Below are 12,522 nucleotides of genomic sequence, written 5' to 3'. Positions count from 1 at the left end.
GGTTACCTTTAAGATTGTGCAAATGCAGGTCTGACAGTACGGCGCTCAATTCTTTTTACATACCCGGCTCCTTCCAGTATCCTTTGGACATAGATACCAGTTGTATGAACCTCATCTGGATCAAGGGCACCTGGTTCAACCATTTCCTCCACTTCGGCAATCGTCACTCTGCCTGCTGTCGCAGCGAGCGGATTAAAGTTCCGTGCCGTCTTCCGGTAAACAAGGTTTCCTAATGGATCTCCTTTCCATGCCTTAACGAAAGCAAAATCTCCAACAATACCTTCTTCAAGAATGTGCATTTTCCCATTAAAAAGCCTATGTTCTTTGCCCTCAGCAATTGGGGTGCCAATACCGGTTGGTGTATAGAAACCAGGGATACCGGCTCCTCCAGCCCGAATTCTTTCAGCCAGTGTTCCTTGAGGAACAAGTTCAACTTCTAATTCTCCACTTAAAAATTGCTTTTCAAAGATCTTGTTCTCCCCTACATAGCTGGCCACCATTTTCTTTATCTGCTTATTGGCAAGAAGTAAACCGAGCCCCCAATCATCCACTCCACAATTGTTGCTGACGATTGTCAGGTCTCTTGTCCCCTTCTCTTTTAACGCCAGAATCAGCTTCTCAGGAATTCCCGAAAGACCAAAACCTCCAACGATGATGGTTGCACCATCCTGAATATCTTGAATTGCTGCTTCAAATGTTTCGATTACCTTTCCGAACCTTGTCAATTATTTACACCCCGCATTTTTAAGCTTAATTTTGTACGACATACTTATCATTTTTTACTTACTATGTTCATCAGAGTAAGTCTCGGACATCTTTTCCCGACACTCCCAGCACTCACTGCGATTTTGTTCCATGATGGCTAATGCTTGATTACAATACACACAACGCTCTATTTCGGAAGTTTCCTTTAAAAATTGACTCATTTCTTCCCCCTCCTCGATTCTTCATGGTTTTTATACACTCACTGGCTCCTCAGATTTTACTGTTTTTGGACTTGTCTTTACGGAACGTACCCCGATCCAAAACAACAAACCAATAACGAACATAATCAATGAAGTCACTTGAAACCCATAACGATATCCAATAGACTGAGTCCCGGCATATTGGACTAGGTACCCGAATACAAGAGGAGCAATAATACTGGCTGAACTGGAAAGTGCTACGTAGGTACCTTGAGCTTTTCCTATATTTTTGGGAGAGAAAAAATCCATCAACACAGCTGGTGCGAGTGAAAGAATGACAATCGCAAATCCAGGAGCGAGGATGAAGAGTACAATCGAGATAGCAGAAGAATTTACGACACTTGCGAGATATAGACAAATAGCAGATAGTAGCATCGTAAGACCTGCAAGATTTATCCGAGCTTTACGAATATCTTGTGTTTTGCGATAAAGCCTGTCTGAAATAAGCGCAAATCCAATTTGGCAAACAGCAGCGAAAAGAAACGGTAATGACACTGCCAGTTTTAATGTTTTACCGTTAAAATGTTCAATATTGGTAAAGTATGCCGGAAACCATACCGATTGGACCGCCAATAACCAATAGGCACAACCAGCACATAAAACGGTAATAATAAAATTTCTCGAAAAAAGATGAGGTAGAAACTGGCGCCAAGAAACCTTGGATAGGGTTGCTGAATGCTGTTCCTCTTGCTCCATTTTAGGCAAACCAATTTCTTGTGGACTTTCTTTACCAAAAATCATCCATAAAATAAGTACAATAAAGCCTGTAATCCCCATTGCAATAAAAGCAGCTCTCCATCCATTACGACTAATCAATGAAATTAGTAATGGCGAAGCTATTGCAGGACCGATTGTTGCTCCAAAAAGCACTGCACCAAACCCTATCCCATGTCTGTGTTTCGGGAACCATTTTCCGATTAAAGACGTTGATATGGCAACCGCTGGACCTTCGCCAGCTCCCAAGATCATTCTTGTAGCCACCAGTAAGGACAAACTGGAAGCGAATGGTGTGGAAAATTGAACAAGCAGCCACACAAATGAGATCCAGGTTAGCATTTTTTTCGTATTTTTGGAATCGGCCAAGCCTCCAAGAATGAAAGAAGAAAAGGTAAATAACCAAAAGAAGGTGCTTCCAACAATTCCCCATTGCGAAGGGCTTAAATGCAACTCCTTCATTACGGGAACAGAAACCAAACCAATGATAATCTTATCAACCTGGTTGATCATACCTGTAGCAACAAGAAATATTAAAATTATCCAAGAATATTTTGGTGTTTTCAATATAAAAATCTCCCCTTACTTTTACTATTTTGGGAAATCCTTTGCCAAAATTCTAAAAGAGACTCCCTATCGCACGATTCCAATGGTGTTCCTATGAAACAATTTAAAAAGTAAATTAATGATAGTTAAACCCACGTTATCTATTAATTTTTACTTCATTCATTTCCATTACCTAATGTTTTCTGTCATACCACCAGCTGTTTTTTCACGGATGGGAATACCGCCGCGGCCCGTTTTACCTGTTTGCTCATCCATAAACATTGCAAAATCAGGTGCAATTTCACGTCCATTAGGCATCGTAAGCCATAATCTTAGTAAATGACGTTTACGTTCCGGTTCTTCATAATCTTCATAAACAGTTCGTGAATGAAGAACAGTATAATTATTAACAAATTGCATATCCCCAGGTTCCAACATCATATTAAAATGCATATTTTCATCATGAAGGAGGGAATCTATCAAGTCATATGCTTCCATTTCAGTTTTTGACAAATAGATACCTGTTTTCGCTTGTGCAGATTCCACATATCCACGGTTATATCTACAGCTTAATTTACCTTTGTAATAGCTAAAGACCGGAGAAGAGTAAACTGGTGATTCTCCTGGTGATTCCTCACCACGGCGGTCCAAATAATAGGGACGATAGAGAATACCAAGATACTCCGGGTATTTCTCAAGAATTTCATTATAAACAGCCATCGAACTTACGATACTGCTAAATCCCCCGGTTTTAGCTTTTCGAAGACTTAATAAACCTACTACATCAGATCCATCCGGATGAAAGGGAAGATGAGCTTTCGTTTGGTAACCGCGCACATTCGAATCATTAATGTTAAGTCCTTGGTCAATGACATGCCCCAAGAGGTCCCCTTTTGCATTTTGGGTAACAGGCGTACCCATATGAAGACCGAGACCCCAGAAAACAATGCTCGTTTCCTCATCGGTATACCTTTCTATTGGTAATCCACGAATTAATAAAAAGCCCTTCCCATTCTCCAGTTCTTTGACAAAGTAAGCAATCTCATCGGTGAGTTCCGGAATTGGAAAATCATCCTTGGTAAAATCAGGTGCTTTTAAACCCTTTTGTTTCACTTTAATTAAAGCGTTTTCAAGAGATGTAATCGCTTTTGCAGATAAATAATAAATCCATGAATCATCTTTAGTCAGATCAATTCCTTTCCAAACTGATGGCCCTAGAATTTTTTCCCTTAAAATGGACGGCATATAGACTACTCCCTTCTTTTTTCTAATTTAAATTTACCTTGTTTTTATATGTATCCCCCTTTCACAAAAATGAAAGCGCTTTTAACAATAACTATTACAATGGTGTAAATAGTTATTACATTGATTATATTCATAATTTTCAGTGAAATAAAATTAAAGATTCCAATGTGCAAATAAGTATTTCTTATTTACATACTGGGACACAGTACAATCATGAGCCAGAACCATAATACAACGTAACATCACCATTTTTCTTATTCATTGAAAAACTTTCTCTTATTTCAGATTAAAAATATTAATTTACAAATCAATATCTTTAATTTTATTAAATTAATTCTAATATGTAGAATCAATAATAGAAACAGATTAATCCATTACAAAATCACTTCAACTTTAGGTTGTTGAATTGAAACAGGAGGTTGAACTATGGACTTAAAGTTATCCGGAAAAAAAGCACTAATCGTAGGAGGAAGCCGGGGGATTGGGAAAGCGGTTGCCCGCCAGTTGGCTCTGGAAGGTGCAGATTGTACAATTTGTTCCAGAAACGAATCCACTCTAAATGCTACGGCTGAGGAATTGGCGCAGGAGACAAACAGAAATATTTATCCTATTGTGGCAGATACCACAGATCCTGCCTCAATCCAAAATTTAGTTGAACAATCAGTAGCCGCAATGGGCACCATCGATATATTAATCAACAGCGGAGCCCGGGTCGGCGGTGGAGAGCCAGAAGATTTTCACGGTATTAAAGATGAGCTTATTTTGAAAGACTTTGAAGAGAAGTATATGGGCTATTTCCGCTGCATGCGGGCGGTTACTCCTTATATGATTCAAAATAATTGGGGACGCATTATCAATATAAGCGGTCTAGCTGCCAGAATCGGCGGCAATTATTTTAGTTCCGGTCCTCGCAATGCATCTGTTGTCCATTTAACCAAATCTGCATCACTGGAATTAGGCAAGCACGGAATTAATGTCAATGCAATTTACCCAGGTATTGTCGACACAGAAACGAATAGATCACGAATGACTAATGAGGAAGCATTAAGCCATGCGGCCGCATTGAGTCCGCTTAACCGCTTAATTACAGCGGAGGAAATTGCCAACGTAGTGACCTTTTTGGCATCACCTTTGTCAGCATCGATCACTGGTGACGTTATTTCAGTAACAGGCGGCATTGGGAATAATGTTTATTATTAAGACTATTAGAAAATTGAATATGAAAAATCAAAAAACGAGCCTCTTAAAATCTGAGGCTCGTTTTTTTCGAACTTTTTATAAACGTTAAGATTAATTATTATATTTGGTGTTACTTAAGAACTTGCGGATCTTAGACACAGTCGATTCAATGTTCTTGGGGAATACAGCCATGTGCGCAAAAAAACCGTGGACCATACCGGCTTCACATGCATATTCAACCTGTACGCCAAAGCATTTCAGTCTTTCTGCATAAGCCCTTCCCTCATCCCGAAGCACATCGTTCTCAGCAGTAATCACAATTGCTGGCGGGAGACCAGATAGATTTTTAGCAATCAAGGGAGAAGCACACTCATTACACCGATCTTCCTCATTTCTTAAATACTGATCACGGAACCAAACCAATTGCTCCCGATCCAGACCGAATCCTTTGGAGAATTTTTGATGGGATTCCGTATTGAACTCAAGGTTTGTCGGAGGGTAGATCAGGACCTGTGCGGTGATATCGGGACCTTTTCTATCTCTCGCCAACATTGCGACTACGGTCGCCAAATTTCCGCCAACACTATCCCCGCCTACAGCCAATCTAGTAATATCTCCGTTAAAGATGGATCCATTTTTATAAACCCATTCCAATGCTGCATATGTGTCTTCGACCGGAATCGGGAACTTATTCTCAGGGGCAAGGCGATAGTTTACAGATACCACAATACTTTTCGTTCTAATTGCAATCATTCGGCAACTGGAATCTACCGACTCAATATCGCCCAGAACCCATCCACCGCCATGGTAGTAAACAAATAGCGGGAATGGGCCTTCCCCTTTAGGTATGTATATCCTGCATTTAATTTCATCATCCAGACTCACCGGAATCATTTTATCCTCTACCTTTGAAAGCGGCTCTAAAGTCACTTTAGCACCCGGAGCTTTCGAAAGCATCTCTCTTACAGTCTTTGGATCCATCTTATGAATAGGGGGCATCTGATTAAATGCCTGTAAATATTTCTCTGCTTGCGGATCTAAATTTGCCATGTAACATCATCCTTATCTTTATTTTTTACGAAAATTTAAAATGGTGATTTCTTTCACCATTTTCGGATGAAAAAAATCACCATACTGCTTGTGATAAGAAAAAAGGGTGTTCTAACTATAACTTTGAGATTATTTAACCGGTACACCGTCGATATAAAACTCGAAATCCGGAGCAATTTTTCGGCCATTTGGCATCATAAGCCACAATCTTAATAAATACCGTTTCTTATCTTCCTCTTCATAATCTTCAAAATGAGTTCGCGAATGAAAAACGGTGTAATTATTAACGAATTGCATATCACCCGGCTCCATCATCATATCAATATGAAAGTTTTCATCATGAGTAAGGGAATCAATAAAATCAAAAGCTTCAATTTCCTCTTGTGATAAAGGGATACCTGTTTTCGATTGTGCTGATTCAACATATTGACGTATATATCTGCAGCTCAATTTACCATCATAATAGCTAAAGATCGGTGATTGAACTACGGGAGCTTGACCTTCAGTTTCTTCCCCGCGAAGATCATGAGCGAAAGGACGATAGAGTATGTCGAGGTACTCAGGGTGCTTCTCTAAAATTTCATTATAGATCGCCACAGCACTTGCAATACTGCTTAAACCGCCGGATTTGGCTTTGCGAAGACAAAGTAATCCGACGACATCAGCTAGATCTGTGTGATAGTCAAGATGAACATTTGTTTGGTAACCACGTACTTTTGTATTATCATTAAAGTCTTTACCTACGTTTTTGATGTGCCCTAACAGTTCCCCATTTTTGCTTTGAATGATCGGCAGACCCATGTGTAGTCCGAGTCCCCAGTAAACGATTGCTGCTTCTTCGTCAGTATATCGATCCATAGGTAATCCCCGAATTAAAAGAAAGCCTTGCCCGTTCTCCAATTCGTCAATAAAATAAGCAACCACTTCTGCAAGGTCAGGTATCAAGAAATCCTCCTTTTTAAAATCAGGTGCCTTTAATCCTTTTTGTTTAACATGTAATACAGCCTTATCAAGAGCTGCGATAGTCTCTTCTGACAGATAATAAATCCATGAATCATCCTTTGCCAGGTCAGTTCCTTTCCAGGATGATCTCCCTTGAACTTTTTCATTTAAAATAATTGACATAAATAAGCCTCCTCCAAGAATAAGTTTTCTAGAAATTCGCGTTTGCGAGAAAAATAGACCAACTATTGTGAATTTATCGATTTTAGTATACTTATAATTTTAATTTAAATAAAATTGTTATTTCTAACTAATAAATAAGTATTATTAATATGATCAATCTCTAAAACTGGTACATTCAAAATGCAGAATGCTTTCAAATGTTTAAATTTTCAATTGACCCCCAGCTTTTATTGCAGTTTGACTTTGCTTTGCAGGACGCACACCAATCCAGAACAATAATCCGATCACAGCCATTCCTAAAGCAGTCACTTCAAACCCATAGCGATATCCAATTACCTCTGTCGCCGCATATTGGATTAAATAACCGAATACGAGCGGAGCAATAATACTTGTCGAACTTGAAAGAGCAATGAAAGTTCCCTGTGCTTTCCCAATATTTTGAGGAGAATAGAAATCCATCAATATGGCAGGGGCAAGGGAAAGAATGACATAGGCAAAACCTGGAGCCAGTGTAAACAACAAGATGGAAATCGCACTTGATTTCACAGTAATGGCCAAATATACACAAACGGCCGATAACACCATCATGGAGCTAGCGAGATTAATTCGTGCTTTACGAACATCACCTGTTTTGCGATACAGCCTATCTGATGCAAGCGAAAATCCTATCTGACATAACGCGGCAAAAAGAAAAGGTAAAGACACCGCTAGCTTCAATGTTTGACCATTAAAGTGTTGAATTTTAGTAAAATACGCTGGGAACCACACGGCCTGAAGGGATAATAACCAATAAGCACATCCCCCGCATAACACGGTAAAAATAAAATTTTTAGAGAAAAGATGCGGTAGAAACTCACGCCAAGACACTTTGGAAAGAGTCGATGATTGCTGAACCTCTTTATGATACGAAGGCAGTCCGATTTCTTCGGGACTTTCCTTCCCGAAAATCATCCATAAAACTAGCACAATAATTCCAACGCATCCCATCGCAATAAAAGCAGCTCTCCATCCATGTAGTTGGATTAAGGAGATTAATAGCGGCGAAGCAATTGCAGATCCGCCCGTTGTCCCCAAAAGAACTGCGCCAAAGCCTATGCCATGTCTATGTTTTGGGAACCATTTCCCCATTATCGAAGTGGATAGTGCCGGGGCCGGCCCTTCGCCTGCTCCCAAAAGCATTCTTGTGATGACCAGTAGTGAAAGACTTGAAACAAAAGGTGTTACAAACTGTACTACCAACCAAATCAAAGACATCCAGGCCAGCATTTTTTTCGTATTTATAGAGTCAGCCATGCCGCCAAGAATGATAGAGGAAAGGACAAAAATCCAAAAGAATGAGCTTCCAACGATTCCCCATTGTGAAGGGGTTAAATGAAATTCATTCATAACAGGAACGGAAACCAAACCAATGATAATTTTATCTACTTGGTTGATCATTCCGCTAATAACGAGAAATAGTAGTATAATCCAAGAATATTTTGGAGTTTTCAAGCTGTAATCCCCCTTATGATTACCATTAAGGGAACACTTTTGCTTATATTTAGAAAAAGTGTCCCCCTTATTGTAAGAAATCAGATTGTAACGTTAAGTTTCTGCGGCTAGAGCTATTACTTCAGGTTTTCTACAATCCCGCCGGATGTTTTTTGGCGGACGGGAATACCGCCGCGGCCTGGTTTACCAGTTTCCTCATCAATAAACATCGCAAAATCAGGTGAAATTTCACGACCATTTGGCATGGTTAGCCACAATCTTAATAAATGGCGTTTACGTTCCGGTTCCTCATAGTCCTCATATTGAGTACGCGAGTGCAGAACGGTATAATTATTTACGAATTGCATATCACCTGGTTCCAACATCATATTAAAATGCATCGTTTCATCATGAAGGAGCGAGTCTAGCAAGTCTAAGGCTTCTATTTCAACTTTTGACAACTTAATCCCTGTTTTCGCTTGTGCTGATTCGATAAATAGACGGACATATCGGCAACTCAATTTACCATCATAAAAACTAAAGATTGGTGAAGTAAATACAGGAGATTCCCCAGGTGCTTCCTCACCACGGCGGTCAAAGAAGAATGGACGGCAGAGAATTCCAAGATACTCAGGGTGCTTCTCCAAGATCTCATTGTAAACAGCCATCGAACTTACAATACTGCTGTAGCCCCCAGATTTTCCTTTTCGAAGGCTTAATAAGCCAACTACATCGGATCCGTCAGCGTGAAACGGAAGATGCAGTTTTGTTTGGTAACCGCGAACATTTGAATTTTCTAGGCTCAATCCTTGATCAATGACGTGCCCTAAAAGGTCACCATTTGCATTTTGCGATACTGGAATACCCATGTGAAGCCCGAGCCCCCAGTAAATAATGTTCGCTTCTTCATCGGTGTACCTTTCCATCGGTAATCCGCGAATTAATAGAAAGCCTCTCCCACTCTCCAACTCTTCCACAAAGTAAGAAATCTCATCTGCAAGATCCGGAATCGGAAAATCCTCCTTGTTAAAATCCGGTGCTTTTAACCCCAATTGTTTAACATGATCTAAAGCGTTTCCAAGGGATGCGATTGTTTTTTCAGATAAATAATAAATCCATGATTCATCTTTCGCCAGCTCTACACCTTTCCATGCCACTGATCCTTGAACTTTTTCCTTTAATATAGTTGTCATAAAAAATCCTCCTTAAATAAAATGATTAGTTTTTTATTGAACTTCCAATAATTGTCTTAGCTCTCTGCGTAAAATTTTCCCTGTTGAGTTCTTAGGCAACTCTTCCAAAATTTCTACTTGACTAGGAAGCTTGTACTTTACCAACTTATCCTGACAGAATTGGATAATATCATTTATTGTAATCTTCTCATCCTTGACAGTTACATAGGCTTTTACTATCTCACCGTATTCGCCATCAGGGACACCGATTACTGCCGCTTCCACAATGGCCGGATGCTGATACAATACCTCCTCCACTTCACGTGGATAGACATTGTATCCACCAACAATGATGATGTCCTTCTTGCGGTCCACAATGTAGAGGTATCCTTCTTCATCCATTGTGGCAAGATCACCAGTGTAAAACCATCCATCCATAAATGCAGCTGAAGTGGCTTCTGGCATGCCCAAGTAACCCTTCATGACATTCGGCCCTTGAACTACTAATTCCCCGACTGCTCCTCTTGGCAATTCATTACCCCATTCGTTGACTACCTTGCTTATGACACCAGGAATATTCACACCAATAGAGCCAGGTTTCCGGGTTCCCTTTAAAGGGTTAATGGCGACAAGGGGAGCCGTTTCCGAAAGGCCGTACCCTTCTAGGATAGAGACATTGAACTTATTTTGAAATTTTTGCAGCAGTTCAACCGGTATGGAAGCTCCTCCAGAGATACACACGCGAATGGATGAGAATTCTTCCGCAGTCACTTCGGGTAATTGGTTAATGAAGCTATACATTGTCGGAACTCCAGCGAACACAGTTGCCTTTCTGTCGCTGATAGCCCTGACCACTTCAGCGGGGCTGAATTTAGGCTGGATCAGGATCGTTGCCCCGCAAGCAATTGGTGCACTCAGACAAACTGTCATACAGAAAACATGGAACATTGGCAATACAGCTACTACACGATCTATATTTTGAAGCTCCAATAATTTTGATATCGAGTCAGCATTTGAAGCCAAGTTCCGATGCGATAACATGGCACCCTTTGGTTTACCGGTTGTTCCAGAAGTGTAAAGAATGACTGCAAGATCTTCTTGATTGATGGAAGGGCTTTCATAAAAGTGAGTGCTTGTTCTTGTTAGTTGCTTCCATGTCCATTCCTGATCCTCTGTCTCGGTATAAATGACCAGCTTTAGATTATCCAATTGTTTTCTTACGTCTGTTAATTTTGGTTCTACAGATACATGAGCAATGACTGCTTTCGCTTGACTATTCTCTAATATGTAGCCGATTTCCCCCTGGGTAAACAAGGGATTGATTGGAACAACAAATGCCCCCAGCCGTAGGATACCGTAGTACGAAATAATAAATTCTGGGCTATTCCCCAATATAAGTGCCACTCCATCCCCCTTTCCAACTCCTTGGGCAGACAATCCAGCAGCGACTCGATCAACCAGCTGACTAAATTCCTTATAAGTAACACTTTTATCTTCATAGATATAAGCAATACTATCTGGGAAATTTTTCGCACTCCTTTTCAGATTTTCATCTAAATTAAAACTCATGAAAATAACCCCTCCTTTTACTCACATACAGGCGTTTGAACACCCACTATTGTGAATATTTAAAATTTTGTTACTTTAAGTATACTTATAAATAATAATTAAATAAAATTAAAGATTTTAACTTATAAATAAGTATTCCTAATTTGCATCAATAGCTCAGTTGACACCTTGACTTATTAATAAATAAATGGAAAAAAACCAACACTTTATTTATACGAATTTCTAATAGATGGCATTGTTAGCCCTAGGCAGATTGAATTGTTAAAAGGCAGCATATCAAATTGATATGCTGCCTTTAATTTATTGGTTAACTACCTTTGAATTCAATTTAATTTCCTTATTAGATTTAAAGGACCATTTCATCATCGGAGGTGTTACAACTGTTGTTACAATAACAACAACAATAATTGTAGCAAATAAATCCTGAGTAATTAAATTGGATGCTAGACCCATTGATGCAACGATTAATGCAACTTCACCACGTGAAACCATTGCTGAACCAATTCCCATTGAGCTTTTCCAACCAAATCTAGAAAGTTTTGCCCCTGCACCTGCACCAACAAATTTCGTTAAAATGGCTAAAAAGCTAAGTAAAATAATAAGACCTAAATGATCAAGAATGCCAGTAAACTCAGCCGAAATGCCAATGTAAGCAAAGAATATTGGAACAAAAATTGAATAACTTAGTGTTTCAACTTTTTCAAAAACCTCATGTTTGAATTTTGTTAAGCCGATAGCGATACCGGCAATGTATGCTCCAATAATATTAGCAACACCAGTATATTCAGCCGCAAATGCATATACAAAACATATAATTAGCGCAGATGATATAACAGCCTCACTTACAGGTAATTTTGTGAATTTATTCATTACCCATGGAACAACTTTCCAAGCAATGAAGATAGCTACTACAAAGAACAATACTTTCTTTATTACCAATGTTGTTAAAGATACTTCCCCACCGCCAGCAAAGGACATTAATATTGCCAAAATTAACATTACAACAACATCATCCAAGACGGCGGCGCCCAATATTACACTACCTTCAGTTGTCTTTAATTGATTCATTTCTTTAAGAGTTTGAACGGAGATACTTACACTCGTAGCAGAAAGCATTACACCCAAAAACCAAGATTGCATATTAGATAAATCCATCATGATTCCTGTAAAGTACCCCAAAAATAATGGAACAATAATTCCGCCGAAACCCACAAATGCAGATGATTTTCCAGATCGTTTAAATTCATCAAGATCAGTTTCCAGGCCAGCAATGAACATTAACAAAATAACACCAATCGTACTAAATGTTGATAAAGTGTCTGATGCACTGATTAATCCAAAAACAGATGGCCCTAATAAGACCCCTACAATAATTTCTCCCAACACGGAAGGTTGACCTAGTTTCACACTCAATCCTCCCGCAAGTTTTGCAGCAATGATAATTAGTGCTAAGTGAAGAATAAACATATAATTCCACCTTTCAAAAA

11 protein-coding genes are annotated in these 12,522 nt (G+C 39.3%); 1 reads left to right on the top strand and 10 read right to left on the bottom strand.

Annotated features, from left to right (window positions below; translation table 11 throughout):
- Positions 1–8 precede the first annotated feature (8 nt).
- The 4 genes from ACFQZ9_RS20630 to ACFQZ9_RS20615 form a co-directional block, all read right to left on the bottom strand.
- The gene (locus ACFQZ9_RS20630) at positions 9–725 is read right to left on the bottom strand and encodes a CoA transferase subunit A (RefSeq protein ID WP_498945145.1); all 717 of its coding nucleotides are present in this window, start codon (positions 723–725) and stop codon (positions 9–11) included.
- 54 nt (positions 726–779) lie between these two features.
- Positions 780–926 carry a hypothetical protein gene (locus ACFQZ9_RS20625; RefSeq protein WP_198308815.1) on the bottom strand — a complete coding sequence of 49 codons (147 nt, stop codon included), beginning with the start codon at positions 924–926 and terminating at the stop codon, positions 780–782.
- 30 nt (positions 927–956) lie between these two features.
- Positions 957–2,246, bottom strand: coding sequence for an MFS transporter (locus ACFQZ9_RS20620; RefSeq protein WP_498945144.1), 1,290 nt, complete (start codon positions 2,244–2,246; stop codon positions 957–959).
- Between the two features lie 168 nt (positions 2,247–2,414).
- Positions 2,415–3,470, bottom strand: a complete 1,056-nt coding sequence (locus ACFQZ9_RS20615) for a TauD/TfdA family dioxygenase (RefSeq protein ID WP_498945143.1) — start codon at positions 3,468–3,470, stop codon at positions 2,415–2,417.
- Between the two features lie 426 nt (positions 3,471–3,896).
- Between ACFQZ9_RS20615 and ACFQZ9_RS20610 the strand changes: the two genes are divergently transcribed.
- Complete coding sequence (locus ACFQZ9_RS20610; RefSeq protein ID WP_498945142.1) at positions 3,897–4,670, top strand: SDR family NAD(P)-dependent oxidoreductase; 774 nt, start codon at positions 3,897–3,899, stop codon at positions 4,668–4,670.
- Positions 4,671–4,760: 90 nt separating this feature from the next.
- Here ACFQZ9_RS20610 and lipP1 read toward each other — a convergent pair whose 3' ends face one another.
- From lipP1 to ACFQZ9_RS20580, 6 genes are all read right to left on the bottom strand, one after another.
- Positions 4,761–5,699, bottom strand: a complete 939-nt coding sequence (gene lipP1 / locus ACFQZ9_RS20605; protein ID WP_498945141.1) for an alpha/beta hydrolase — start codon at positions 5,697–5,699, stop codon at positions 4,761–4,763.
- A gap of 129 nt (positions 5,700–5,828) precedes the next feature.
- Positions 5,829–6,824, bottom strand: coding sequence for a TauD/TfdA family dioxygenase (locus ACFQZ9_RS20600; RefSeq protein WP_498945140.1), 996 nt, complete (start codon positions 6,822–6,824; stop codon positions 5,829–5,831).
- A gap of 201 nt (positions 6,825–7,025) precedes the next feature.
- Positions 7,026–8,315, bottom strand: coding sequence for an MFS transporter (locus tag ACFQZ9_RS20595; RefSeq protein WP_498945139.1), 1,290 nt, complete (start codon positions 8,313–8,315; stop codon positions 7,026–7,028).
- A gap of 116 nt (positions 8,316–8,431) precedes the next feature.
- Positions 8,432–9,487, bottom strand: a complete 1,056-nt coding sequence (locus tag ACFQZ9_RS20590; RefSeq protein WP_198308821.1) for a TauD/TfdA family dioxygenase — start codon at positions 9,485–9,487, stop codon at positions 8,432–8,434.
- 33 nt (positions 9,488–9,520) lie between these two features.
- Entirely contained in the window at positions 9,521–11,035 is a 1,515-nt protein-coding gene (locus ACFQZ9_RS20585) for a long-chain-fatty-acid--CoA ligase (RefSeq protein WP_498945138.1), read from the bottom strand.
- A 300-nt stretch (positions 11,036–11,335) separates the two neighbouring features.
- Positions 11,336–12,502: a cation:proton antiporter gene (locus ACFQZ9_RS20580; protein ID WP_498945137.1), complete on the bottom strand. Its 1,167-nt coding sequence runs from the start codon at positions 12,500–12,502 to the stop codon at positions 11,336–11,338.
- Positions 12,503–12,522 lie beyond the last annotated feature (20 nt).

This window comes from Neobacillus sp. GCM10027624 (assembly GCF_042675345.1).
Taxonomy (GTDB): Bacteria; Bacillota; Bacilli; order Bacillales; family Cytobacillaceae; genus Neobacillus; species Neobacillus cucumis_D.
Note: the sequence above shows the minus strand (reverse complement) of the source record. Positions and strands in the feature narration are given on the sequence as shown.

Excerpts from the sequence above, each read along its gene's own strand:
- ACFQZ9_RS20585 (WP_498945138.1), bottom strand. The coding sequence starts at position 11,035 with ATGAGTTTTAATTTAGATGAAAATCTGAAAAGGAGTGCGAAAAATTTC.
- ACFQZ9_RS20615 (WP_498945143.1), bottom strand. The coding sequence starts at position 3,470 with ATGCCGTCCATTTTAAGGGAAAAAATTCTAGGGCCATCAGTTTGGAAA.
- ACFQZ9_RS20590 (WP_198308821.1), bottom strand. The coding sequence starts at position 9,487 with ATGACAACTATATTAAAGGAAAAAGTTCAAGGATCAGTGGCATGGAAA.
- lipP1 (WP_498945141.1), bottom strand. The coding sequence starts at position 5,699 with ATGGCAAATTTAGATCCGCAAGCAGAGAAATATTTACAGGCATTTAAT.
- ACFQZ9_RS20600 (WP_498945140.1), bottom strand. The coding sequence starts at position 6,824 with ATGTCAATTATTTTAAATGAAAAAGTTCAAGGGAGATCATCCTGGAAA.
- ACFQZ9_RS20625 (WP_198308815.1), bottom strand. The coding sequence starts at position 926 with ATGAGTCAATTTTTAAAGGAAACTTCCGAAATAGAGCGTTGTGTGTAT.
- ACFQZ9_RS20580 (WP_498945137.1), bottom strand. The coding sequence starts at position 12,502 with ATGTTTATTCTTCACTTAGCACTAATTATCATTGCTGCAAAACTTGCG.
- ACFQZ9_RS20610 (WP_498945142.1), top strand. The coding sequence starts at position 3,897 with ATGGACTTAAAGTTATCCGGAAAAAAAGCACTAATCGTAGGAGGAAGC.